The 24,471-nt window shown below is 71.0% G+C and carries 22 protein-coding genes, 1 tRNA gene and 1 pseudogene; 11 read left to right on the top strand and 13 right to left on the bottom strand.

From position 1 onward, the window contains the following. Positions 1-104: 104 nt before the first annotated feature. Genes sucC through R2J75_RS10250 form a run of 5 tightly spaced genes read left to right on the top strand, consistent with a single transcriptional unit; the run spans position 105 to position 3,963 of the window. Entirely contained in the window at positions 105-1,262 is a 1,158-nt protein-coding gene (sucC, locus tag R2J75_RS10270) for an ADP-forming succinate--CoA ligase subunit beta (protein ID WP_243347417.1), read from the top strand. Next, positions 1,259-1,648 (top strand): hypothetical protein, encoded by a 390-nt coding sequence (locus R2J75_RS10265; RefSeq protein ID WP_243335246.1) that lies wholly within the window; start codon positions 1,259-1,261, stop codon positions 1,646-1,648. The genes sucC and R2J75_RS10265 overlap by 4 nt, the downstream gene beginning before the upstream one ends. 23 nt (positions 1,649-1,671) lie before the next feature. Then, positions 1,672-2,550 carry a succinate--CoA ligase subunit alpha gene (sucD, locus tag R2J75_RS10260; RefSeq protein WP_243335249.1) on the top strand — a complete coding sequence of 293 codons (879 nt, stop codon included), beginning with the start codon at positions 1,672-1,674 and terminating at the stop codon, positions 2,548-2,550. Beyond that, positions 2,547-3,338, top strand: coding sequence for a phosphatase PAP2 family protein (locus R2J75_RS10255; protein WP_316410076.1), 792 nt, complete (start codon positions 2,547-2,549; stop codon positions 3,336-3,338). Before sucD ends, R2J75_RS10255 begins: the two co-directional genes overlap by 4 nt. Before the next feature lie 55 nt (positions 3,339-3,393). Further along, positions 3,394-3,963: a 2'-5' RNA ligase family protein gene (locus R2J75_RS10250; RefSeq protein ID WP_316410075.1), complete on the top strand. Its 570-nt coding sequence runs from the start codon at positions 3,394-3,396 to the stop codon at positions 3,961-3,963. Here the strand turns inward: R2J75_RS10250 and R2J75_RS10245 are convergent. From R2J75_RS10245 to mnmA, 5 genes are all read right to left on the bottom strand, one after another. Then, the gene (locus R2J75_RS10245) at positions 3,942-5,096 is read right to left on the bottom strand and encodes a M29 family metallopeptidase (RefSeq protein ID WP_243347426.1); all 1,155 of its coding nucleotides are present in this window, start codon (positions 5,094-5,096) and stop codon (positions 3,942-3,944) included. The two genes, R2J75_RS10250 and R2J75_RS10245, sit on opposite strands and share 22 nt — an antisense overlap. 54 nt (positions 5,097-5,150) lie before the next feature. Beyond that, positions 5,151-6,497, bottom strand: a complete 1,347-nt coding sequence (locus R2J75_RS10240; protein WP_316410074.1) for a GGDEF domain-containing response regulator — start codon at positions 6,495-6,497, stop codon at positions 5,151-5,153. A gap of 81 nt (positions 6,498-6,578) precedes the next feature. Next, on the bottom strand, positions 6,579-7,598 hold the full coding sequence (gene trxB / locus R2J75_RS10235) for a thioredoxin-disulfide reductase (protein ID WP_394365835.1): 1,020 nt from the start codon (positions 7,596-7,598) through the stop codon (positions 6,579-6,581). 16 nt (positions 7,599-7,614) lie between these two features. Then, a complete protein-coding gene (locus tag R2J75_RS10230; protein WP_316410072.1) occupies positions 7,615-10,152 on the bottom strand; it encodes a ligand-binding sensor domain-containing protein in 2,538 nt (845 codons plus the stop codon). A 7-nt stretch (positions 10,153-10,159) separates the two neighbouring features. Then, positions 10,160-11,314, bottom strand: coding sequence for a tRNA 2-thiouridine(34) synthase MnmA (mnmA, locus tag R2J75_RS10225; RefSeq protein ID WP_316410071.1), 1,155 nt, complete (start codon positions 11,312-11,314; stop codon positions 10,160-10,162). A 123-nt stretch (positions 11,315-11,437) separates the two neighbouring features. On the opposite strand from mnmA, the gene R2J75_RS10220 reads away from it, so the two are divergent. After that, positions 11,438-12,268 carry a phospholipase C/P1 nuclease family protein gene (locus R2J75_RS10220; RefSeq protein WP_316410070.1) on the top strand — a complete coding sequence of 277 codons (831 nt, stop codon included), beginning with the start codon at positions 11,438-11,440 and terminating at the stop codon, positions 12,266-12,268. A 36-nt stretch (positions 12,269-12,304) separates the two neighbouring features. Here R2J75_RS10220 and rocD read toward each other — a convergent pair whose 3' ends face one another. After that, positions 12,305-13,519: an ornithine--oxo-acid transaminase gene (gene rocD / locus R2J75_RS10215; protein WP_243335269.1), complete on the bottom strand. Its 1,215-nt coding sequence runs from the start codon at positions 13,517-13,519 to the stop codon at positions 12,305-12,307. 125 nt (positions 13,520-13,644) lie between these two features. On the opposite strand from rocD, the gene R2J75_RS10210 reads away from it, so the two are divergent. Both R2J75_RS10210 and R2J75_RS10205 read left to right on the top strand, forming a co-directional pair. Beyond that, complete coding sequence (locus R2J75_RS10210) at positions 13,645-14,211, top strand: helix-turn-helix domain-containing protein (protein ID WP_243335271.1); 567 nt, start codon at positions 13,645-13,647, stop codon at positions 14,209-14,211. A 39-nt stretch (positions 14,212-14,250) separates the two neighbouring features. Next, positions 14,251-14,796: a hypothetical protein gene (locus R2J75_RS10205; RefSeq protein ID WP_243335273.1), complete on the top strand. Its 546-nt coding sequence runs from the start codon at positions 14,251-14,253 to the stop codon at positions 14,794-14,796. Between the two features lie 2 nt (positions 14,797-14,798). On the opposite strand, the gene R2J75_RS10200 is transcribed toward R2J75_RS10205, so the two are convergent. From R2J75_RS10200 to R2J75_RS10190, 3 genes are all read right to left on the bottom strand, one after another. Continuing rightward, entirely contained in the window at positions 14,799-15,695 is an 897-nt protein-coding gene (locus tag R2J75_RS10200; RefSeq protein WP_316410069.1) for a 4Fe-4S binding protein, read from the bottom strand. Further along, entirely contained in the window at positions 15,692-17,914 is a 2,223-nt protein-coding gene (locus R2J75_RS10195) for an LptF/LptG family permease (protein ID WP_316410068.1), read from the bottom strand. The genes R2J75_RS10200 and R2J75_RS10195 overlap by 4 nt, the downstream gene beginning before the upstream one ends. Positions 17,915-17,984: 70 nt before the next feature. Further along, entirely contained in the window at positions 17,985-18,983 is a 999-nt protein-coding gene (locus R2J75_RS10190) for a KpsF/GutQ family sugar-phosphate isomerase (RefSeq protein WP_316410067.1), read from the bottom strand. Positions 18,984-19,082: 99 nt separating this feature from the next. Between R2J75_RS10190 and R2J75_RS10185 the strand changes: the two genes are divergently transcribed. Both R2J75_RS10185 and R2J75_RS10180 read left to right on the top strand, forming a co-directional pair. Continuing rightward, positions 19,083-19,442 (top strand): SpoVG family protein, encoded by a 360-nt coding sequence (locus tag R2J75_RS10185; RefSeq protein ID WP_243335278.1) that lies wholly within the window; start codon positions 19,083-19,085, stop codon positions 19,440-19,442. Positions 19,443-19,485: 43 nt separating this feature from the next. Next, positions 19,486-19,560: transfer RNA gene (locus R2J75_RS10180), tRNA-Gln, on the top strand. Between the two features lie 278 nt (positions 19,561-19,838). Here the strand turns inward: R2J75_RS10180 and R2J75_RS10175 are convergent. From R2J75_RS10175 to R2J75_RS10160, 4 genes and pseudogenes are all read right to left on the bottom strand, one after another. Further along, complete coding sequence (locus R2J75_RS10175; protein WP_316410066.1) at positions 19,839-20,063, bottom strand: GxxExxY protein; 225 nt, start codon at positions 20,061-20,063, stop codon at positions 19,839-19,841. A 444-nt stretch (positions 20,064-20,507) separates the two neighbouring features. After that, positions 20,508-21,562, bottom strand: a pseudogene (locus R2J75_RS10170) (IS256 family transposase). A 170-nt stretch (positions 21,563-21,732) separates the two neighbouring features. Beyond that, positions 21,733-22,443, bottom strand: a complete 711-nt coding sequence (locus tag R2J75_RS10165; RefSeq protein WP_316410065.1) for an IS5 family transposase — start codon at positions 22,441-22,443, stop codon at positions 21,733-21,735. A gap of 88 nt (positions 22,444-22,531) precedes the next feature. Further along, the gene (locus R2J75_RS10160) at positions 22,532-23,911 is read right to left on the bottom strand and encodes a Kelch repeat-containing protein (RefSeq protein WP_243346975.1); all 1,380 of its coding nucleotides are present in this window, start codon (positions 23,909-23,911) and stop codon (positions 22,532-22,534) included. A gap of 122 nt (positions 23,912-24,033) precedes the next feature. Between R2J75_RS10160 and R2J75_RS10155 the strand changes: the two genes are divergently transcribed. Continuing rightward, a complete protein-coding gene (locus R2J75_RS10155) occupies positions 24,034-24,471 on the top strand; it encodes an SRPBCC family protein (protein ID WP_316410064.1) in 438 nt (145 codons plus the stop codon).

Below are 24,471 nucleotides of genomic sequence, written 5' to 3'. Positions count from 1 at the left end.
ACTCCAGTCTATACCTTCGGGGGCCTCACCTTCCAGTTGCGAACTGGACCCAGGAACGGGTTAAGATGATCGATCCGAAACCAGCAGGTCCCCGGGAGCCTCGCATGAACATCCATGAATACCAGGCCAAGGAACTTCTGAGGAAGTACGGCGTGGCCACGCCCCGTGGCCAGGTGGCCGCCGACGCCGCGGAGGCCGCGGCGATCACGGAATCGTTCGGCGGGCAGAGCGTCGTGAAGGCGCAGATCCACGCCGGCGGCCGCGGAAAGGGCGGTGGCGTGAAGTTCGCGAAGACGCCCGCGGAGGCCGCGGAGCTCTTCGGGCGGATGATGGGGATGAATCTGGTCACGAAGCAGACCGGCCCCGAGGGCCGCGTGGTGCGCACCGTCTTCGTGTCCGACCCCGTCGACATCGCGCGCGAGCTGTACTTCAGCTTCCTCGTGGACCGGGCCACGGGCCGCGTGACCGCGCTGGCCTCCACCGAGGGCGGCGTCGAGATCGAGGAGGTCGCCGCGGCGACGCCGGAGAAGATCGTGAAGGTCGCCGTGGATCCCGCGATCGGCCTCGCCGAGCACCACGCCCGCGAGCTGGCCTTCGCCCTGGGCCTGTCCGGGGACACCTTCCGCAAGGGGGTGGTCTTCTTCCGGAACCTCTACAAGCTCTTCGTGGAGAAGGACTGCTCCATGCTCGAGATCAACCCGCTGGTCGTCACGAAGCAGGGTGACGTCACGGCGCTCGACGCGAAGATCGCCTTCGACGACAACGCCCTCTTCCGCCACCCGGAGGTCCAGGCCTTCCGCGACCTCAACGAGGAGGCCGCGGCCGAGATCGACGCGTCGAAGTTCGGGCTGAACTTCATCAAGCTGGACGGCAGCATCGGCTGCATGGTCAACGGCGCGGGCCTGGCCATGGCGACCATGGACATCATCCAGTACCACGGCTCCAGCCCCGCCAACTTCCTCGACGTGGGCGGCGGCGCCTCGGAGGAGGCCGTGAAGAACGCCTTCCGGATCATCCTGCAGGATCCCGGCGTGAAGGCCGTCCTGGTCAACATCTTCGGCGGGATCATGCGCTGCGACATCGTCGCCAACGGCGTCGTCAAGGCCGCGCGCGAGATCGGCGTGCAGGTCCCCGTCGTGGTCCGCCTCGAGGGCACCAACGTCGAGGAGGGCAAGCGCATCCTCTCCGAGAGCGGCCTCCGGATCCAGGTGGGCGCCGACCTCGACGACGCCGCCCGCAAGGTCGTGGCCGCGATCGCATGAGCGCCGCCGACCCCCAGACCGCGTACGAGGCCAAGTGGGCCGAGTACCAGTCCGCCATGCACCAGGGCGCCTGGCGCATCGGCTGGGGCTTCTTCTTCGTGACCGTGGGCCTCCTGCCCATGATGTGGTTCTTCATCTGGATGGTGGGCGCCCGGAACTGGGAGCGCGCCGTCTTCCACGCGCCGCTGCTCATGTGGGCGGCCGTCCCCCTGAACCTGGTGGTCGTGGCCGCCCTCCTCTTCCGCCTCTACCGCCGGAACCTCGAACTGGACGCCCTGAAGCGCCGGTATCTCGCCGAGCTCAGGGCCCTCAAGCCCGCATCGCCCGCCCATGAGCCGGAGGCCCCCGCGGGCCCCGACCCCGACGCCTTCCGCGACGACCACTGAACCCCATCCCCCCGAGGTCAACCATGTCCATTCTCGTCGGCAACCACACCCGCCTGATCGTCCAGGGCATCACCGGCCGCGAGGGCCTCTTCCACGCCAAGGGCTGCCGGGACTACGGAACCCAGGTCGTGGGCGGCGTCACCCCCGGCAAGGGCGGCACCGAGGTCGAGGGGTTCCACGTCTACGACACCGTCAAGGCCGCCATGGCCGCCACCGGCGCCAACGCCACCATGATCTTCGTGCCGCCCCCGTCGGCGGCGGACGCCATCCTGGAGGCCTTCGAGGCCGACATCGAGCTCATCGTCTGCATCACCGAGGGCATTCCCGTCCAGGACATGATCAAGGTGAAGCGCATCATGCACGAGCACCCCGGCACGCGCCTGGTCGGCCCGAACTGCCCGGGCGTCATCACGCCGGGCCAGGCCAAGATCGGCATCATGCCCGGGCGCATCCACAAGCCGGGCCACGTGGGCATCATCAGCCGCTCCGGGACCCTGGCCTACGAGGCCGTGGGCCAGCTCACGGCCCTGGGCATCGGGCAGAGCACCTGCGTGGGCATCGGCGGCGACCCCATCAACGGCACCAGCTTCATCGACGCCTTCGAGCTCTTCAACGCGGATCCGGAGACCCACGCCATCGTGATGGTGGGCGAGATCGGCGGGGACGCGGAGGAGAAGGCCGCGGCCTACGTGCAGGCCCACGTGAAGAAGCCCGTGGTGGCCTTCATCGCGGGCCAGACGGCCCCTCCGGGGCGCCGCATGGGCCACGCCGGCGCCATCATCAGCGGCGGCAAGGGCACGGCCGCGGACAAGATGGCGGCCCTCGAGGCCGCCGGCATCACCGTCGTCCGGAGCCCCGCCGACATGGGCAAGGCCATGGCGGCCCGCCTCGCCCGCGCGTGAAGACCTGGCTCCTGGCCCTGGCGGCCGGCACCTGGCTCGGCGCCCAGACGCCCTCCCCGGACGCGCTGGGCGCGCTGCCGGGGGTGGCGTGGGCGGACGCCAAGGCCCTGGCCACGGCGCCCGCGGACTGGTCCCGCGCCCAGTGGGGGGAGGCCGGCCTCTGCGCCGCCGCCGTGCTGGGCACGGCCCTCCTCCTGGACCGGACTGTGGACGACGGGATGGGGCGCTCCCAGACGCCCGGCAGGACGCGCCTCGCCCGGGACCTGGCGAAGCCCGGCGGCATGGCGGGCCTCGCCGTCCTGGGCGCCGGCTACGCCGTCACCAGCCTCCTCGACCTGGACAAGCCCCGCTCCGTGTTCGTGGACATGGGCCTCTCCGCCGTGCTCGCCCAGGCGGCCATCCTCCCCGTGAAGGTCCTGGCGGGCCGGGCGCGGCCGGTCGACGGCTACGGGGACCACGCGTTCAAGCCCTTCTCCTCCCGGGACGGCTTCCCCTCGGGCCATGCCGCCCAGGCCTTCGCCATGGCCGCGGCCCTCTCCGCCCGGACCGACCGGACCTGGGTGTCGGTGGCGTCCTACGGCGTCGCCGGGCTCGTGGGCCTCTCCCGCCTCCAGACCCGGGACCACTTCGCCTCCGACGTCCTCGCGGGCGCCCTGGTGGGGATCTACGCGGGGCGGGCCGTCACCGGCCTGGACCAGGCGCGCCGCGCCGGGAAGCGGGTGGCCGTCGAGGTGCGGCCGGCCCTGGGCCCCGGCGGGGCCGGCTTCACCGTATCCGCCCGCTTCTGAAGCCCGCCCGCGTCCGGGCGGGATATTTTCGGCATGGAGCGTGTAGACTGGAGCCATGTCCACCATCGCCCTGGCGCTCCATGAACCCGCCGCGGGACGGGTCCGGGATATCTGGGCCCACCTGGGCGCGCAGTTCGGCCTGGCGGGGATCCGCCGGGTGCCCTTCCCGCACCTGACCCTGCTGGGGTTCGAGGGCCTGGACCACGACCGGGCGAAAGAGGTCCTGGAGCGGTTCTCCCAGGAGACCGCGCCCTTCGCGCTGGAGGCCCACGGCCTCGGCCTCTTCCACGGGTCTTCGCCGATCCTCTACGCGCCCGTCGTCAAGACCCCCACCCTGGAGGCCCTGCACCGGAGCCTGGCCGCCGCCTTCCAGGCCCTGGGCGCCCAGACCTACCCCCTGTACGAGCCCGACCGCTGGATCCCCCACATCACCCTGGCCCAGGGCGCCCCGGCCCGGGGCACGTACGGCGAGGCCGTGGACCTCCTCCTGGGCATGGACCTGCACATTCCCTTCGAGGTGCGGAACCTGACGCTGTTCCAGTGGATCGGCCCCCGCTACGAGCCTGCGGACCGGTTCCCCCTGATGGGGCCCCTCTGCGACGTTCAGAACAACCCGGGGGCGTAGTCGCCGGCCCGCATCAGGGGCAGGGCGGTGCCGTCCTCCAGGCGGAGGGTGACGCTGTCCACCTGGACCCGGGGCTGGGTCTCGGGCACGTAGACCCGGTCGATGTGCACGACGGCCTCGGGCCGGCTGAACGCGGACGGTCCCACCTGGCCGCCGAAGTGCTCGCTCCGGCCGAAGGCGATGTGGAGGCCCAGCTTCTCGTCCAGGAGCACCACGCCCACGGGCTTCACGCCGAAGGCGGCCAGGACCCCCAGGCCCAGTTCGGCCAGGTTGCCGTAGGCGGGTTCCGCCGCCAGGAGGGCCGCCTCCCGCGCCGCCTCGGGGCCGCCGGGGAGCACGCACCGGGCCACATTGCCCTCGATGGCGTAGCAGACGACCTCGTCGCCGAACTGGACGGGCAGCAGGCCCGCGGTCCGGCTGGGGTCCTGGGGGCGCTCCCCCTCGTAGGGGACGATGTAGGCTTCGCCGGAAGGCAGGTTGCCGGCCGTGCCCAGGTCCGGGATGAGCCCGCCGCTGGCGTGGCCCGTGCGGTGGCGCAGGTCCAGGTGCAGGTTCGCCGCGCCGCCGGGGTGGGTGAACCGCAGGTCGGCGCCCTCGGCCCGGTCCAGGAGGTCCTTGAGGAGCTGGACCCGCCGGTTGACCTCCCCGTAGTCCAGCCGGAGGCTCGGCACCATGGCCCGGGAGAAGCCGGGCATGGTGGCGGCCCGGATGGGGAACTGGCGGGCGGCCATCTTCAGGGGGGCCGTGGCGGAGAAGGTGGTCAGGGCGATGAGGATGGAGTGCCCGGCATAGAGGTCCGGGAAGGGCAGGGCGGCCGCGGGGTCCAGGTCCTCGGCCCGCTGGGGCAGCGGCCCGTCCCCCTGGAGCCACGCCTGGGCGGGCAGGTCGCCGTTGTTGGTGTGCACATTGGGATACAGGGCGAGGTGGGTGTCGAAGCCCAGCTCCTCCCGCCGCCCGGCCAGCATGGCGGCCCAGGCGGCGGCCATGTCCCGGCGCTCCCGCCAGGCCGGGGTGTCCGGCACCTGGGCGTCGGGCAGGTCCACCAGGATCGCCAGTCCGCGCTCGCCCGGTACGGGCCGGAAGACCCGCGTCACCAGGGCCACCAGTTCCTCCGCCGTCATGTCCTGAACCATGCCATCCTCCTGGGGTGAGCATGCCCGACGGGACCCGGTCTGTCGAGCGAGCCATCAGGAGGCGGGGGCCTCCAGCACCTCCACCCGGTTCCGCCCGCGCCGCTTGGCCAGGTACAGGGCCTCGTCCACCCGGGAAAAGAGGCCGGCCGCGTCCCGGGCGTCGGGGGCGCCGACCCCGAAGGACATGGTGGGGAACGCGGTGGGACCCGTGGGCAGGGGGCAGGGGTGGGCCTCGATGCGGCGGCGGATCTTCTCGGCCACCTCGGCCCCGGCCTCCAGGGTGGTCTCCATGAGCAGGACGGCGAATTCCTCGCCGCCGATGCGGAAGGCCAGGTCGGACCGGCGGAGGCCGGCCCGGAGCAGGTGGCCGACGCCCTGGAGGACCTGGTCGCCGGCCACGTGGCCGAACCGGTCATTGATCAGCTTGAAGTAGTCCAGGTCCCCCAGGATGAGGACGAAGGCGCGGCGGTGCCGCTCCCACTGGTGGACGGCGTGCTCCAGGTTCTGGGTGAAGGCCCGCCGGTTGAAGAGGCCCGTGAGGGGATCCAGGAGGATCTCGCTGCGCAGGCTGCTGGCCTCCCGCTCCAGGGCGGCCCGGCGTTCCGCCAGTTCGTTGAGCTGGCGCTGCACCTCCCCCTTGAGGCGCCGGATGTGGAGCCATTCCATGGCCTGCCGCACGCCGTGGACCAGGAGGGGGCCGGACACGGGGAGGCTGAGCCAGGCCATGGCCCCGGCGTTGAGGAGGCGGCGCTGGGCGGCCTCCGGGATCCGGCCCCCCACCAGGAAGGTGTAGGGGACGTGCCCCTCGGGCAGGTTCCGCAGGACCCGGAGGGCCCGGTCCCCCGTGGCGTCCACCCCCAGGAAGAGGAGGAGGGGGCGCCGGTCCAGGATCGCGTCGTTCAGGCCCCGGGCCGGCACGGCCTCCAGGTCGAAGCCGAAGCCCCGCACCACGTCGTCCACCCGGGCCCGGGCCCCCGCGCCCAGGCCCCGGGCCAGGGCCCGCAGGGGCTGGCCGCCGGCGCGCAGGGAGCTCCCCTCCAGGAGGGGGCCGAGCTGGGCATGGAGGCGTTCGGGGGAGGCGAAGGTCTCGCAGAACCCGTCCCCGTCCACGGCGTCCAGCAGGGCCAGCTCCTCGCCGGAGGGGGGGCGGTCCAGGATGAGGAACACGGGCAGGTTCCGGTACAGGACCCGGGACTCCCCCCGCAGGAGCCCGCAGAGCTGGTAGCCGCTCATGGGGTCCCCTTCGGCGTCCACCAGCACGAGCCGGGCCCGGTCCCAGGCCTCGGCGGCGAGGGCCTGGAGGGCGTCCTGCATCACGGTGAGCCGGTGGCCCACCCCCTGGAACGCGGTCCGCAGGGATTCCACAAGCCGGTGATGCTGGGTGATGACGAGGATATCCATGGCGGCCGGGGAGTCTGGCCCAATGTACAGCCTGCGGGGACCCGCGTTAAGGGGTCTTTACGGGCCTGTCCCGGCCGGGGATCAGGCCCCCAGGCCCTGCTCCCCCAGCCAGCGCTCGGCGTCGATGGCCGCCATGCACCCGCTGCCCGCGGCCGTGATGGCCTGGCGGTACTGGTGGTCCTGCACGTCGCCGCAGGCGAAGACGCCCGCGACGGGGGTGCGGGTGGTCCCCGGGACGACCTGGAGGTAGCCGGCCGCGTCCATGGGCAGTTGGCCGGCGAAGAGGTGGGTGTTGGGCTGGTGGCCGATGGCCACGAAGAGCCCTTCCACGGCCAGCTCGTCCAGGGCCCCGGTCACGGTGTCCTTGAGGTGGAGGGCCGAGATCTTCTCGACGGTCTCCCCGGTGGCCAGGGTCTGGGTGCGGGTGGCGATGTCCTCCACGACGGCGTTCCAGCGGACCTGCAGCTTGGGGTTGGCGAAGGCCCGCTCCTGCATGGCCTTGGAGGCCCGGAGCTGGTCCCGGCGATGGATGAGGGTGACCTTGGAGGCGAACTTGGTGAGGAAGGTGGCCTCCTCCACGGCCGTGTCGCCGCCGCCCACCACGGCGATCTCCTTGCCGCGGAAGAAGAAGCCGTCGCAGGTGGCGCAGGCGCTGACGCCGCCGCCGGTGCGGCTCAGCGCCTCGTCCTTGCCGATGCCCATCCACTTGGCGGAGGCGCCGGTGGCGATGATCAGGGCGTCGCAGGTGTACTCCCCCTTGTCCGTGGCGACCCGCTTGGGCGTGGCGGCCACGTCGGCCCGGAGCACCGTCTCGGAGCGGATCTCGGTGCCGAAGCGCTCGGCCTGGGCGCGCATCTCGTCCATGAGCGAGGGGCCCAGGATGCCCTCCCGGAACCCGGGGAAGTTCTCGACCTCGGTGGTGATGGTGAGCTGGCCGCCGGGCTGCGCCCCCTCGAAGACGAGGGGCGCCAGGTTGGCCCGGGAGGCGTAAATGGCCGCCGTGTAGCCGGCGGGGCCGGTGCCGATGATGATGACCTTGTGGTGGGACACGCGGAACTCCCTGCGTTCGTGGAAGCCCAGTCTAGAAGGCCAGCGGCGCATTGGAAAGCCCTGGCCCTCAGCCCTTCTTCCGGAACGCCGGATAGTGGAGGGACGCGCATTCGGGGCAGATGCCGTGGCTGAAGCCCACTTCCGCGTGCTGGGAGAGGTAGAGCTCGAGCTGGTTCCAGTAGCCCTGGTCGTCCCGGATCTTCTTGCAGTGGGCGCAGATGGGGAGGAGGCCGGAGAGCTGCTTCACGTTGCCCAGGGCCTCGGAGAGCTCCTGGTTCCGCTCGCTCAGCTCCCGGGTCCGCGCGGCCACGAGGGCCTCCAGGGCCGCCTTGCTCCGGGCCAGGGCCCGCAGGCGCAGGAGGACCACCCCATAGAGGAGGCCGCACCCGGCGGCGAAGGCGGCCCCGTAGGCCCAGCCGGTGCGCCACCAGGGGGGCAGGACCTTGAAGGCCAGGGTGGCCGGCGGGCCAAAGGGCCCCGTGCCGAGCGCCGCCCGCACCTCGAAGCGGTAGGATCGCCCCGGCAGGGCGGGGAAGTGGACCTGGCGGCCGTCCAGGTCCCGCCAGGCCGCCTCCAGGCCCAGGAGCCGGACCTGGAAGCGCAGCGCCTGGGGGTTGGCATAGGCGGGGGCCGCCACCCGGAAGGCGACGGAGGCCTGGTCGGAGGGGATGGCCCCCAGGGCTCCGAAGGGGGGTTCCAGCCGCCGGCCGCCGAAGGCCACCTGGAGGATGTGGGCCTGGGGGGGCGGGGGCGGCTCGGGCAGGGCGGCGGCGTCGACGGCGGACAGGCCAGCCGAAGTGCCGACCCACAGGACCTGCCCCTCCGCCCGGAGCGCGCTCACGGAGCAGTCCTCGCTGGCGAGGCCCTCGGGCCGGCCCAGGTGGAGGGGCGGGTCCAGGCGGTCCAGGCCCTTGTCGGTGGCGACCCACACGTGGCCGGCGCCATCCAGCCGAACGGCGTACAACATGTTGCTGCTCAGCCCCTGGCCGCGGGTGCGGCGCTCCAGGACCTCCAGGCCGCCGTCGGCCAGGCGCACCCGGGCCAGCCCCTTGGGCTCGTCCCCGTGGACCCAGGCCGTGCCGTCCGGCAGGATCGCCATCCCCCGGACCCGCAGGCCCGACGGCTCCCGGTGAAAGCGCCAGGCCCCGGAGGCCTCCCGGAGGAGGAGCCCCGTGTCCGTGCCGACCCAGAGGCGGCCCTGGGCGTCCCCATGGATTTCAAAGGCGGCCGTGGTCTGGGCGCCCGGGCCGGCGGGGGGCACCTCCTGGACGAGCCGGCGCGCCCGCGGATCCCACCGGAGCAGCCCCTTGTGGATGTGCCCCAGCCACACCTGGCCGGACGGATCCACGTGGACGCTGTTGCAGCCCGTGCCCGCCTCCCCCAGGGGCGCCTGGACGGCGGCGGCCGCCCCCCGGCGCAGCCACAGCGTGGGCCCCCGGGTGTTGACCATCCAGAGGGTCCCCTCCGCGTCCAGGGCCAGCCCCTTGATCCGCCACCCCTCGGTGCCGGGAAGGGGGACGGCGCCTTCCGGCCCGATGCGCAGCACCCCGTTGTCGGTGGCCTCCAGCATGCGGCCCTGGGCGTCCCGGAGCATGGCCCAGACCACCTCCCCGCCCGCGCCCAGGGTCACGATCCGGCCGTGGCCCTTGAGGTGCGCGAGGCCGGTGCCCATGACCCACAGGGAGCCCTCCCGGTCCCGGAAGAGGCCCCGGACCCAGCGGAAGGGCAGCCCATGGGCGGCGTCCAGGCGCTCGCCGCCCAGCTGCTGGGCCCCGTTCTGGGTGGGCATCCACACCGTGCCGTCCCGGTCCACGTAGGCGTGGCCGTTGGGGGAGATGGGCGCGGGCAGGTGCTCGGAGGCCGGCGCGAAGCGCGCGGCGCCCCGATCCAGGCGCGCGAGGGTCCGGCCCGACCCGGCCCAGAGGCGGCCCTGGCCATCCTCCACCACCGTCATGGGACCCTCGGGGGGCAGGCCCTCGGCGGGACCCCAGTCCAGGTGCCGCCCGTCCTCCTCGATCCCGTGGATGCCGGCCTGGGAGGCCACGTACACCCGGCCCGTGACGGACCCCGTGGCCAGGTCGTAGACCGCGGCGGGGGCGCGCCAGCCCACCCGCTCGAAAACCAGGCCCGCCTTCTGGCGGAGGAGGCCATCGGCGGTGTGGATCCAGACCCGGCCCCGCCGGTCCAGGGCCAGGTGCCCGGGGTTGCCCAGGTAGGGCTTGCCCTCCACCTCGATGGGCCGGAACGCGCCGTCGCGGAACAGGACCAGCCCGCGCAGGGTGGCGGCCCAGATCCCGCCGTCCGGGTCGGCCAGGAGGCGCCCGACCATGGCCGAGGGGAGGCCGTCCTCGGTCCCATAGAGGCGGCTGGAGGCGCCCTCGTAGCGCATCAGGCCGTTTTCCGACCCCATCCACAGGAAACCCTGGGTGTCCTGGGCCATGCAGACGACGGCCCCCGACGCCAGGCCTTCGTCCGTCCCCACCAGGGTGTAGGCCTTCCGGCCGCCCTTCAGGACCTCGGTCAGGGGCAGGGAGGCTGGGCTCCCGCCCGCCGGAGCGGCAAGGAGCGCACACAGAAGGGCCGGCCAGGAGCCGCGGGGGAGCATGGCCCCATTATGCCGGGAGCGCGGCCCGGATCCAGCCTCCTCCCAGGACTTCTTCCTCCCCGTAAAACACCACCGCCTGGCCGGGCGCCACCGCGCGCTGGGGCACCTGGAAGGTCACTTCGACCTGACCGTCGGGCAAGGGAACGACAACCGCCTCCGCCTCGCGCCCCCGGGACCGGATCCGGGCCCGGCACGCCAGGGGACCCCGGGGGGCCTCCCGGCACCAGGACACCTCCCCGGCCCGGAGCCGGGTGGCGAAGAGGTCCCCCTCGCCCCCCACCCAGACCGTGTCCGTGGCCGGGTCCACCCGCACCACGTAGAGGGGCTCCGCATGGGCGATCCCCAGGCCCTTTCGCTGGCCGACCGTGAAACGCCAATAGCCGCCGTGGGCGCCCAGGTCCCGGCCGTCCACGTGGCGGACCCGGCCCGCGCCCGGCGCGGGGGCCCGGCCCTCGGATTCGATGAAGGCGTCGTAGCGCCCCGGCACGAAACAGATCTCCTGGCTCTCCGCCTTCTCCGCCAGGTGGAGGCCCAAATCCCGGGCCAGCTGGCGCACCTCCGGCTTGCTGAAGGGGGCGAGGGGGAAGAGGGTGCGGGCGAGGGTGGCCTGGTCGTGGGTGAACAGGAAGTAGCTCTGGTCCTTGTCCGGATCCGCGGCCTTCAGCAGGTGCCAGCCGGCCCCGTCCCGGGCGATGCGGGCGTAGTGGCCCGTGGCGACGTGGGAGCAGCCCATGGCGTCGGCCGACTCCAGCAGGGCCCGGAACTTGAGGTGCTGGTTGCACCGGATGCAGGGACTGGGGGTTTCGCCACCGAGGTAGGCCGCGATGAAGGGATCGATCACCTCCGTCCGGAAGCGGTCCTCCAGGTCCATCACGTAGTGGGGGAACCCGGTCTGGAAGGCCACCCGGCGCGCGTCCTGGAAGTCGTCCAGGGTGCAGCAGCGCCCTTCGGCCGCGTCCTGCGAGCCGCCCCGGGTCTTGTCGAAGAGCTGCATGGAGACCCCCACCACCTCGAAGCCGGCCCGGTGGAGCAGGGCGGCCATCACGGAGCTGTCGATGCCCCCCGACATGGCGGCCAGGACCCGGGCCCCGGGCGCAAGGCCGGGAACGGCCCGCAGGCAGTCCAGGGCGTGATCCAGCAGCAGGGAAGGCCCTTCGGCCATGCGCGTTCCTCCGGCGTCCATTCTAGCGGAATGCCCGGTCTGCCTGGGGGCGGGGGCCGGCGCCCGAACTTCCCGGAGGTCGGCGGCACCCGGGAGGGGGCCCCAGGCCCGCCTGGAGGCGCCATGCGACCCGGATTCCTCGCCCTGCTCCTGCTGGCGGCACCGCCGCTCTCCGCCTGGGGCGCCCTGGGCCACCGGCTCCTGGCCGTGGGCGCCCTCCGCGATCTGCCGCCCGGCCTGGCCGGATGGTACCGGGGCCGCGAAGGGGAGGTGGCCGACCACGCCGTCGATCCGGACCGGTGGCGGGCCTCGGATCCCCTGGAGGGCCCCCGCCACTACCTGGATTCGGAGGCCTACGGCGGCCCGGCCGCGGTGCCCCGGGACCCGGAGGCGGCCTGGGCGCGCCTGGGGCCGGCGGGCTTCCTCCGGGCAGGGCAGGTGCCCTGGGTCATCCAGGCCCGGGCCCTCGACCTCGTCCGGGCCTTCCAGGCCGGGGACCGGGAGCGGGTCCTCCTCGCCACGGCCTGGCTCAGCCACTACGTCGGCGACCTCCAGGTGCCCCTGCACACCACCGCCGATTCGGATGGTGAAGGGACGGGCCAGGCCGGCATCCATGCCCGCTGGGAGTCGGACCTGCTGGCGCGCCTGGAGGCCCAGGACCCCTTCCGGCCCGAGGTCCGCCCCGCGGAGCCGGGCCCGGATCCCCTGGGCCTGCCGTGGCGGTGGCTGGAGGAGGCCTACGGCCTGGTGGAGGAGGTCCTGGCCGCGGACCGGACGGCCCAGGCCGCGGCGGCCGCCGCCGGGGAGCCCGGGTACGGCCCGGTGTACTGGGCCCTGTTCGAGGCCCTGCAGGGCGCCCGGCTCCGGGATCGCCTGACGCTTTCCGCCCAGCGGACGGTGGACCTGGTCCGCTGGGCCTGGAACGCGGCCGGCTCCCCGGGGGCGGGCCTGTGAGCCCCCGGAGAGCCGGCTTCGGTCAGGGCGCGGGGCTCAGGCCAGGACGGCCTCGAGCTGGTCCACGGCCCAGTCGATCTGGGCCTTGGTGATGACGAGGGGGGGCGCCAGGCGGATGGTGTCCACGTGGGTGTCCTTGCAGAGCATGCCCCGGTCCTTGAGCTGGTAGCAGTACTTGCGGGCGCCGCCGGCCTCGGGCTTGAGCTGCACGCCGGCCCAGAGGCCGATGACCCGGACCTCGGCGAGCTTGTCGGTCTTCATGGTGGTGAGGCGGTGGCGCAGGTGGTCGCCCAGCTCCGCGGCGCGCTCCACGAGCTTCTCGTCCACCAGCACGTCCAGGGCCTCGGAGGCCACGGCGCAGGCCAGGGGGTTGCCGCCGTAGGTGGAGCCGTGGATGCCGGGGGTGAAGACGTCCATCACCTCGTCCTTGGCCAGGAAGGCGCTGACGGGGTAGAAGCCGCCCGAGAGGGCCTTGCCGATGGTGATGCCGTCGGGGCGGATGCCCTCGTGCTCGAAGGCGAAGAGCTTGCCGGTGCGGCCCAGGCCGGACTGGATCTCGTCCAGGATGAGGAGGACGTTGTTGCGGTCGGCCAGGTCCCGGAGGCCCTTGAGGAAGCCCTTGGGGGGGATCACCACGCCGCCCTCGCCCTGGATGGGCTCCATGAAGATGGCGCAGGTGTTGGGGTTGATGGCGGCCTTGACGGCCTCCAGGTCCCCGTAGGGCACGATCCTGAAGCCGGGGGTGAAGGGCCCGAAGCGGCTGGTGGAGTCGGGATCGGTGGAGAAGCCCACGATGGTGGTGGTGCGGCCGTGGAAGTTGCCGTCGGCCACGATGATCTCGGCCTTCGGGTACTCGATGCCCTTCTTGTCGTAGCCCCACTTGCGCGCGGCCTTGAGGGCGGTCTCCACGGCCTCGGCGCCGCTGTTCATCAGCAGGGCCTTGTCGAAGCCGGTGATGCGGCAGAGCTTCTCGAGCAGCGGGGGGAACTGGTCGTTGCGGAAGGCGCGGCTGGTGAGGGCCAGCTCGCGGATCTGGCGGATCATGGCCTCGCCGATGCGGGGGTGGTTGTGGCCCTGGTTCACGGCGGAGTAGGCGGCGAGGAAGTCCATGTACTTCTTGCCGTCCACGTCGGTCAGGTAGACGCCCTCGCCCTTGGTGCACACCACGTCCAGGGGATGGTAGTTGTGGGCTCCGTACTGGTTTTCCTGGGCGATGAAGGCCTGGGAAGAGGTGCCGGCCGGGGTGCTCATGGAGGACTCCTTCATGGAAAAAGGCGTTGAATGTTCGAAAAAACAGGCCGGGCGCTTGCCTCCCGGGGCCAATGTGCAGTATATTGCTCATGGCGCCGATGCGCAATATATTTCCCCGGACGGGCATGGCCTACGACCCCAAGAAGCTCCTCAGCACCGTGTCCCGGAACATCGTGGCCCGGCGGAAGGCGCTCATGTGGAGCCAGCAGGACCTGGCCGACCGCTCCAAGGTGAGCCGGCGGATGATCGGCATGATCGAAGGCGGGGAAAGCAACGTGAGCCTGGCCACCCTGGGCCACATCGCCGCCGCCTTCAACCTGACCTTCACCGAGCTCGTCAGTGACGGGGACGGGGATCCGGGGCGGGGGGCCCTGCCGCCCCGGGGCCTCCGCCTCTGGCAGGGCAGCCAGGCCGGGACCCGGGTGGACCTCCTCCAGAGCTTCCCCGCCTCGCGCACCGTGGAGCTCTGGCGGTGGACCATCGCCCCCGGCGACCGCTACCAGGGCGAGCCGGACCTGCCGGGCTACCGGGAGGCGGTCTTCGTCATCCGGGGCGAGCTGACCCTCGAACTGGAGGCCGGCCCCACCGTTCTGAAAGCCGGCGACTCCCTCGCCTTCCCCTCCGATCGCCCCTACGCCTTCACCAACACGGGGAAGGGCGCCCTGAGCTTCATCCTCAACGTGGTGGCCTGAGGCCGCCGGGTCCAACCTGCCCCATCCCGGAGCCGCGTCATGAGAACCTTCGAGGCCGCCTCCCAGGCCGTGGAAGTGAATGGCGAGACGGTCCTGGCCATCGTCTCGGGCCTCCCCTTCGGGCCGGCCCAGGCCCTCCGGGTGCTGGCCGCCCACGGGATCCGGGACCCCCAGCCGGGCCAGTGGTTCCGCCAGCAGGCCTGGCTCGACGCGTTCCGTGAGATCGCCGCCACCCTGGGCCCCAACACCCTCTACGCCATCGGCCGCAAGATCCCCGACCAGGCCCGCTTCCCGGCGCCGATCACCAGCCTCCACCGGGCCCTGGCCGCCATCGACGAAGCCTACCGCCTGAACCACCGGGGCGGCCCCATCGGCGCCTACCGCTTCGAGGCCGACGGTCCCGGCCGGGCCCTCCTGGTGTGCGACAACCCCTACCCGTCGGACTTCGACCGGGGCATCATCACCGCCATGGCCGAACGCCACCGGCCCGCGGGCGCCGACGTGCGCGTGACCCTCGACCCGGCCCGGCCCACCCGCAAGCAGGGCGGGGACAGCTGCACCTTCGTCGTGACCTGGGAGGCCTGACCTCAGTCCCAGGCGCCGGGTTCGGCGGGCCGGGTCCGGCGGCGGGGCGGGGTGGGCCGTTCGAAGGTGAGGAGGGCGGAGGCGCCCTTGTGGCCTTGCACGGTCTCGCAATGGTCCACGCACTCCCCGCAGTTGAAGCAACCGTCCGAGAACCCCAGCCTCAGGTCCGGGGTGCGCGGGTCCAGGTCCACGAAGCAGGCCTTGACGCAGGCCTGGCAGGTTCCGCAAGCGTCCAGGGACCCGGGCATGAACCGCGGGCGCAGGATGCGGGCCGGATCGGCGGCCGAGGCGGCCATGGCTTGGCCCATGCCGTAAATGCAGACCATGCGGCAGAAGTGGAACCGGACAACGAAGCCCGCCGCCCAGGACCCCAGCAGGACCAGGGCCATCCAGGCCCAGATGGCCGTCTGGCCCGTGTCCGATAGGACAGGAAGCCGGCCGAGGGCCTGGAGGATCCGGGCCGGGGGGACCAGGTAGGCCGCCAGGCTCGCCGCCATGACCAGCGGGACCACCGTCAGAACGAGGAGCGCCCCGCCCCGCAGCGCCCAGCGGTGCAGGGGGCCTCGCCGCATCCAGGCGGCCACCCGCCGGTGGCGCCCCCGGCCCAGGGCGGTCCGGAGCGCGTCGAAGGCCTCGACCAGGCTTCCGTAGGGGCAGGCCCACCCGCAGAAGACCCGGCCCCGGCGGTAGGCGAGGTAGGCCAGGCCCCAGACCAGGAGCACGAAGGGCACGATGAGGCCGAGCACGTGGGGCCAACCCAGGGGGTAGGCCCGGCCGGCGTACACCACCTGGGACCCGGGCAGGTCCAGCCGGACGCCGTTGAGCCAAGGCATGAGCACCCCGCCGGCCAGGACCAGGACCTGGACGACCCGGCGAGCGCGGTGGCGCCGGCCGTTCATGTGCGGAGCCTTTCCAGCCGGAGCAGGCCAAAGCCGAACAGCAGGAGGATGGGACAGAGGACGCCCCAGGCGGCCGGCAGGTCCCCGGCCTTGGCGGCCCCGGAGAAGAGGGCCTGGAGCCCCATGAAGACGAGCCCCGCCACCAGGCTGAGGCCGAGGGCGGTGCCCCGGCCGCCCCGGGGCGACGGGAAAGCGTAGGGCAGCATGGCGAACAGGAGGACGGGGCCGGCCAGCCAGTTCAGGAGGCGGGTCCACAGGATCGTCGCCCGTTCCGGGTCCGGCGCCCAGGCCTGCCACGAGACCAGGTCCAGGGTGGCGGTGTCCTCGGCGTACGAACTCCGGCGGAGGGCCTCGCTGGGGAAGAGCCGGGAAGCCATCGGACCATCGACCCAGGTCAGGCCGCCCCAGGGCAGGGCCGCGCTCCGGGCCTCCCCGCGGCTCCAGCACAGGAGGACGGGGGCTTCCCCCGCGGGCTTGAGGGGGAAGCCCCACCGCAGGTTCCCCTCCAGGTGCCACACCACGCCCGTCGCCCCCAGGTGGAGCCAGGGCTTGGATTTGTACTCGGAGGTGGGGCGCGCCAGGATCTGATGGTAGAGCCGGTCCTGCTGGCGGTAGGCGAAGGGGGCCACGAGGACCTGCAGGACGAAGGTGAGGATCAGGACCCCGCCCCAGGCGCGCCACCCGGACCGGCACCACTGCACCAGGCTCGCGCCGCCCGCGCGCAGCGCCACCCACTCCCGGCTCACGGCCGCGTCGCTGAGGGAGAGAACCCCGCCCAGAAGGAAGGCCAGGGGGAGCACGACGCTGAGAAAGGGGGGGAGGTTCCAGACCCAATACTTGAAAAAGATCAGGATGGAGACCTTGTTCTTGGCGAGGTCGCCCGCGAGGCTGGCGTATTCGATGAGGAGACTGAGGGCCAGGAAGGTGCCCATGACGCCCCCCCAGTTGCGCCACCAGAGGCCCCGGGTCCACCGGGCCAGGACGCCCCGGGAAGGGCGGGCGCTCCGCTTGGCTTCCAAGGACATCTTGAATTTATCCAGTGGCTTACGGAGCGAACTCCAACAGGTCTTCGAGCACTCCTGCCCGAAGGCCTCCAGACGGAGCACCGCCTTCATGGGGAGGAAGCGGTAGATGCGGTTGGCCTGGTGGGGGTGCAGGCGGCGGCGCAGGAGCAGCAGGCCCGCCCCGAGGAAGATCCAGGGAAGGGCAAGGAGGGCGAACCTGGGGAAGAGTGCTGTGGATTTGGCCGACAAGATCTGATTTTCAAAGTACTTGAGCATCAGGTAGTAGACCAGGATGACGCCCAGGCTCTTGAGGATGGCGCCGCCCTTCTGGAAGCGGGGGTGGCCGAGGCCCAGGGCCACGCCCAGGAGCAGCAGACCGCAGGAGGCCACCGGCAGGCTGAGGCGCCGGATGAATTCCACCGTCGTCTCGAAGCCGGGTTGGGCCAGGAGTTGGGGGGTGGTCATGTAGCGGGCGTCCGTCGGCTTCAGGAGCCGGGGCGCCTGGGGCGCGCTGAAGGCGTAGCGATGTTCGGCCTCCTGCATGTGGACGATGCTCTGGTCCTTCCTGTGAAAGACGGACCCCTTCAAGTCTTTCAAGGTCAGGCTGATGGTCGCATTTCCTCCAGTGCCTTCTCCGGGACTCCACTCCAGGGAGCGGGCCACCAGGTGCTGGACCGTGTCCCGGTTGACCTCCATGAGGTGGACCTGGCCGTCCGGCGCCATCCACACCGCGTCGCCCGGAGCGCTGGGCGGGAACCAGGGGGCGGAGCCGGGGCGAAGGAAGCGCGTCCGGGCCTCCTCCAGCATCTGGTTCTGGGCGCCGCGCTGGGTGGCGTTGGCCCAGGGCACCACGAGGTGGGCGTTGGCGCTGGCCAGGACGAGGAGGATCCCCGCCAGGATGAGCCAGGGTTTCACGAGGGCCCGCATGCCGACCCCCAGGCCCTGGGCCGCCACCATCTCGGATCCCTCGGACAGGTGCTGCATGCCCATGAGGCCGCCCAGCACCGAGGCCATGGGCAGCACCAGGCCCAGGTTGTCCGGGAGGCTCAGGGCCAGCAAAGGCACCAGCCACCTGAACGGGGCGCCCATGGCGAAGATCTCCTTGGAGACCCCCACCACTTCGTAGGCCATGAGAAGGCCCCCATAGAAGATGAGGGCCCCCAGGAAGGGGAGCGTCCAGGCTTTCAGGAGGTATCGGAGGATGGTGGAACGCACCGGATTCAACTTTCGATAATGTATATTATGTAACCTTGGGTCCAGGGGCAGAAAAGCAGAAACCCTTGAATCAGATGACTTTGGCGCCCAGGAGGTCATGGATGTGGAGGATGCCGGCAGCCCGGTCACCTTCCCGCACCACCACGAAGGTGATCTTCCGGGCCTCGAGGATCCGGGCGGCCTCCACGGCGAGGGTCCCGGGTTCGACCGAGACGGGGTTGACTGTCATGATCCGCGCCGCCTTCAGGTCCAGGGGGCTGATGCGTTCGGCCTCGGCCTTTTCGAGGGCCCGCCGGATGTCCCCGTCGGCGATGATGCCCGCCAGGCGGTCCCCGTCCATGACGGTGGTCATGCCCAGGCGGCCCCGGGTCATGGCGCCCAGGGCGTCCAGGAGGCCGGCGTCCAGGGACACACGTGGGTAGTCTGTGTGCATCAAGTCCTTCGACTTCAGCAACCTGGAGCCGATATTTCCAGCGGGATGCAGCTGGGCGAAGCGCTCCAGGGTGAACCCGGACCGGCTCATGAGGAAGGCGGCCAGCATGTCGCCCCACACCAGCTGGAGGGTGGTCGACGCCATGGGCGCGAAATTCAAGGGGCAGCCCTCGCCTTCGGGCAGGTCGTACAGGAAGGCCCAGGTCGCCGCCTGGGCCAGACGGCTCTCCCCCCGGGACGTGATGGCCCCGATGCCCACCCCCAGCCGGAGGAGGCTGGGCAGGAGCTTGAGGACCTCCTCCGTCTCTCCGCTGTTGGACAGGATGAGGACGGTGTCCTGGACGGTGACCATGCCCAGGTCCCCGTGGAGGGCGTCCGTGGGGTGGACGAAGAGGCTGGGGCACCCGGTGCTGGCCAGGGTGGCGGAGATCTTCTGGGCCACCAGGCCGGATTTCCCGACGCCGGTGAGGACCACCCGGCCCCCCTGCCCCGCGACGTGGGCCGCGAAGGCCTCGGCGGCGGCCGGGTTCCAGGAGGCGACCAGGGCGTCGAGCCCCTTCCGCGTGGCCGCGGCCACCTGCAGCGCCGCCACCGCCGGATCCTTCACCTCCACCCCCCTGCCGGTCGAATTGGACACCGCCGTCCTCCCCTGCCTGATGCGACAGGTTCCATCCTATCAGCCTCGCGGACCCGGCCGCGCGATCCCGGCTAGAATGGGGTTTTGCACGGATCCCACATGCTCAACATCACGGAAGTCAGGATCAACAAGGTGGACGGGGACGAGAAGCTGCGGGCCTTCGCGGGGCTCGTGCTGGACGGGTGCTTCCTCGTGGGCGACCTGCGCGTGATGGAGAACGACGAGGGCTTCTACGTCACCATGCCCACCAAGCGCAAGCGCGACGGCAGTTTCAAGGACATCGCCTACCCCCTGGATCCCGCCACCCGCGAGGACATCGAGCGCCGCGTCCTGACGGCCTTCGAGACGACCACCGGCGTCCGCGCCATCTCCCGCCTCGAGAGCGGCGAGGCCGCCACCGTCCGCGCCGATCTCCTGGGCGTCGAGGAATTCGGCTTCACCCCCAAGGCCAACCCCTGACTGGACCGGCCGGCGCCGCCCAAGGTAGAATACCGATCGCCCTTGGGGAGTCGCCAAGTGGTAAGGCAGCAGGTTTTGATCCTGCCTATCGAGGGTTCGAATCCTTCCTCCCCAACCAAAAGCTCCCTCCGGGGAGCTTTTTCCGGTTCCGCCTGCAAGCTTCCCGTTCATCCATGTCAGGGAACGACTTGGGTTTGCCGACAGCGCCCAGGGTGTGTTCGTAATCTAGGATAGTAATGGCTAATACCCATCCGTGCCGGACCATGGAGGAGCTGGAATAGTGAGTCTGTGCTGCAGTGCCTGATGGCGCCGCGCATTCGCAGCATCCTATTGGAACGCGGAGGCGCGGAGGATCTCGCTGAGGCTCGCGGAGAAAGGATCAAGCCCTTGGATGTATCACCCGCTTGATTCCACCGTCTTTGAAAGGCCACTGACGGAAATTGAGGAGCAGGCCGACCTCCATTCCGCCTTAGCCTCCACGACCACGAGGTCGTCAACCAGCAAATCCAGCCGGTAGGCCCGCTCAACCACAAGCCCCCTCCACTCGATATCCAGGGGCAGGTTCCAGGAGCGCTTTCCTCCGCGACCCTCTGCGAGATCCTCCGCGCCTCCGCGTTTCATAGGATCAATGAGGATCCGGAACGCTTGTCACCCTCCGCTCATAGCCTCAGCCAGATCACGATGCAGGCCAAAGCCACCTGGGCTGAGAAACTTCGCGCCGTTTTGTCGAACCTGGCGGCCAGCGGCCCGAGTCCCGTCAAGTGGTGTAGCAAGAGCGGCCAGCGAAGCGCCGCCGTACCCGTATGATCCGATTTCAATGAAATGCTGCTGCTGATGGACCTTTGGCCGGGGCGGTGTGGAAAACGCGCCAGCGTTTTCCAGGCGAAGCCCGCGGGTGTTGGAAGGTTGTGGACCCGAAGGGCGCCCCGCAGGGGCGTTGCCTGTGGACCCGGAGGGCGGGCCGGAGGCCCGTTTCGCGCAGCGAAATCCAGCGGGCAATCCATCAGCCTTTCCATGCCCGCGCACCGCCCCGGCCGGGTGGGTCGCGACCTCGCCCCAGGGCCATCACGCCTTCACCTTCAAGTAAGGGAACCGGGCAGAAACCCACTCAGCATGCTGGTCCGCGAGCAACGAGCCCAGAAGGCGCAGCACTGCGGCCCGGTTCGGAAAGATGCCCACCACGTCGGATCGCCGGCGAAGCTCACGGTTCTCCCGTTCCAGCACGTTGGTCGAGTGGATCTTTCGCCAGTGGGCTTTGGGGAAATCCATGTAGACCAGGACGTCCTCCACCGCCTCGTCCAGCAGGGCCGAGAAGCCGGGGTGCTTGCGCTGGGTATCCAGGGCCAGGGCTGCGAACAACCGCTGCGCATCCTCCTTGCAGGGCGCCTGGAAGGCCTGCTTCAGGCGGTCCAGAAGCTCCTCCTGCGCCGCCTTGGGCAACCGCGTCGCTGCATTCCGCATGAAATGAACCCGGCACCGCTGCCAGGAGACACCGTTCAGGACCCGCCGCACCGCCGCCTTCAGCCCAGTGTGGGCGTCCGAAACCACCAGCTCGACGCCCTTCAGCCCGCGCTTGACCAGGCCCTCCAGGAAGCCGCTCCACGCCGATTCCATCTCGCCATCAGCAACTTCCAGGCCCAGCACCTCCCGGTATCCCTGCTGGTTCACGCCAATGGCCACGAGCACTGCCAGGCCCACCACCCGCTGACCTTCCCTAACCTTCGGATACATGGCGTCCAGCCAGATGTAGCGGTAGGGGCCCTCCAGGGGCCTTTCACGAAACGCCGTCACCTCGGTATCCAGGTCCTTGGCCAGCCTGGAGACTTCGCTTTTCGACATCCCCTTGGCCCCCATGGCCTCGACCAGGTGCTCCACCTTGCGGGTGGAGATCCCGAGCACGTAGGCTTCCGAGACCACGCTCAGGAAGGCCCTTTCCCAGCTTCTGCGCGGCTCCAGAAAGTCTGGCATGTAGCTTCCCTGACGAAGCTTCGGAATCCGCAGCGGCATCGTCCCCAGGCGGGTTTCCCAGGCCCGGTCCCGCACCCGTTCCGTTGATTCTCGCGCAAGGGCGAACGTTCCCCGGCCTCCGCCTGGCAGAGAGCGGTGACGTCGCTTGCCATGATCCGTTCCAGGGTCATCATCACGAGCTGGCGCAGGAAATCCCCGCTGCCTTCCTCCAAAGCCTTGCCCAGGGCCCCAAGACCCTCCACACTTTCTCTGGCCATCGTTCTCCGCTCCTATGTTGTTTCCGCAAAAACAAACATACGGAGGACGGTGGCCATCTGTCTGCCTACCCGGCTCTTACACCACTCCCTGGGACTCTATCGGCCAGCGCCCTGAACTGTTTGAGCTTGGCGAACCCATGCTCGATGGCATGGCGGGCCTTGTATAGGTGTGAGTCCCAGGCCGCCGGATTCTTGCGCCGGGGATGAGGTGGGATGACGGCTGTCGCACCCATGGCCTCGATCGCCTTCCTTACCGGGTTCCCATCGTAGGCCCGATCTCCGAACCCGTACTCTGCCTGCCAACCGCACAGCAATCCTTCAGCAGACCGGCTTTCATGGGCTTGCCCCGGAGTGACCAGGAAATCCAAAGGATTACCGTGGGCATCGCAGATCAAATGGATCTTGGTCGAGCATCCACCCCGAGATCGTCCGAGCGCCTGGTTCCAGAGCCCCCTTTTGCCTGCTGAAGGTTGATGAGCGCGAAGGATGGTGCCATCCAGCATGACCCACTCCAGGTCGGCTTCCTTGCGCAGGAACTCCAGGATCCTTTGCCACACGCCGCGCTTGGTCCAGGCCTCAAATCGCGTGTACACGCTTGTCCAAGGTCCAAATTCCTCCGGCAGGTCCCTCCACGGCGCCCCAGTCCTGTGCCTCCACAGGATCGCCTCCACCATGGGACGGTTGGGGTGACGGGATCGCCCCATCCCTCCACGCTCTGGCGGAAGGAGCGGTTCAAGCTTTGCCCACATGGCATCGGTCAGGAAACGTCTCGGCATCGTTACCCCAGGAAAATTCGTGGTGTACGAGCCTTTACGTATGAGTACAAGTTAACTATTTATCTAATCTATAGATTCCGAACACAGCCTAGTCGATCCGCTCCACCAGCTTCAGGGCCCCCCCGCCCTCGCTGCCGCCCAGGAGGAGGAGGTGGCCGGAGGGGAGGCGCACGGCGGCGTGGCCGTAGCGGGTGGTGAGGTCCGAGACGGCGAGGCGGCTCTGGCCGGTGCGGGGGTCGAAGGCCTCCGCGGTGGCGGTGGCGAGGGTGCCTTCGCCGTAGGTGAGGCCGCCGGCCAGGAGGAGGGTGCCGTCGCCCAGGAGGGTCGCCGTATGGTTGCTCCGGGGCCGCAGGAGGTTGCCGGCGACGGTGAAGACGCCCGTGGCGGGGTCCCACACCTCCACGAGGGACGACACGTCCGTGTCCAGGAGGTCGGGGGAGGTCCCGCCGGCGATCAGCACGCGCCCATCGGGCAGGAGGGTCGCCGTATGGCCGGTGCGGCCCTGGGCCATGGACCCCGTGTCGGACCAGGTGCCGGTGGCGGGATCGAAGAGCTCGGCGCTCCGCCAGATGGTCACCGGGCAGGTGAAGAGGCAGGTGCTGTCCCGGCCACCCACCACCAGGACGCGGCCGTCCTTCAGGCGGGTGGCGGTGTGCCCCGCCCGGGCCCGGGCCAGGGCGGAGGCCGACGTGAACCGCTGCAGGACGGGGTCATAGACCTCGCACCCCGCCAGGGCCTGGACGTCGCTCCCCCGCAGGGGCAGGCCGCCGGTGACCAGGACCCGGCCATCCCCGAGGACCGTGGCCTGGTGATCGTAGCGGGCCGCGGCCAGGGTGGCGGCCTGGGTGAAGGCCCCGTCCTTGTACTGGAGGGTGGAGGCCAGCACCGCGCCGGGGCCCAGGCCGCCCGCCACGAGCAGGGCGCCGCCGGGCAGGGGTGAGGCGGTGTGGTGGGTGCGGGCCGTGCCCGTGTCGCCCGCGTCCAGGAACCGCTGCTGGGCGGGCACGTAGCGCTCGGCCCGGGCGGATTCGGGGCCGCCCACCACGAGCACGGACCCGTCCGCCAGGAGGTCGGCGGTGGGCCGGAAGCGGGTCACCGCCATGGCCGGTTGGGTGGTGAGGGTGACCTGGTAGGGCTGCACGGTCAGGGAGGCGATGGCCGTGGCCCCGCCCCCGCCCCGGGCCTGGACCCGGACGGGGCCCGGCACGGCCGAGGCCGTGAAGCGGCCGGTGGCGTCCACCGTGCCGCCCGCGCCGTCCAGGACCTGGTACGTGACCGCCACGGGGCGACCCTGCCCGTCGGTGGCCGAGAGCCGGGTTTCGCCGCCCACCTTCAGGGTCGCGGCGTCGGCGGTCAGGGTCAGGGTCTCCGGCGCGGCCCCGCCCCCGCCGCCGCAGGCCCCCAGGAGGAGCAGCAGACTGGCGGCGGGGAGGGCGAAGCGGCTGCGGGCGGGATGGGCCTGGGCCATGGAGGGGCTCCTTGTTGGAATGCTTACGGGGAAGTCCCCGGCGCCGGTTATTTGAAACATGAGACCAAGACCACGTTGCATCCGTCAAGGTACCCGGTCAAACTCCCCGCAAGGAGGCCGCCATGGCCAGCGCCGTCCATCTCCACCGGGTCCTCCGCGCCGATCCCGCGCGTGTCTACCGGGCCTTCACCGACCCTGACGCCATCGTCAAGTGGCTGCCGCCCAACGGTTTCACCGCCCACGTCCACCGCATGGAGGTGCGGGAGGGGGGCGAATGGCGCATGTCCTTCACGAGCCTGGCCACCGGCGAGGGCCACACCTTCGGCGGGATCTACCTGGAACTGGTGCCCGGGGAACGCCTGCGGCACACGGACGTCTTCGACGACCCGGGGCTGCCGGGCACCATGGAGACGACGGTCTCCCTGAAGAAGGTGCCCCTGGGCACGGACCTCACCGTGGTCCAGACGGGCATCCCGGACGCCATTCCCGTGGAAGCCTGCCACCTGGGCTGGCAGGAGTCCCTCGCCCTCCTGGCCCTCCTGGTGGAGGCCGGCGCCTGA

The organism is Mesoterricola sediminis, assembly GCF_030295425.1.
In the GTDB taxonomy this organism is placed as follows: domain Bacteria; phylum Acidobacteriota; class Holophagae; order Holophagales; family Holophagaceae; genus Mesoterricola; species Mesoterricola sediminis.
This window is presented reverse-complemented; position numbering and strand designations above follow the sequence as displayed.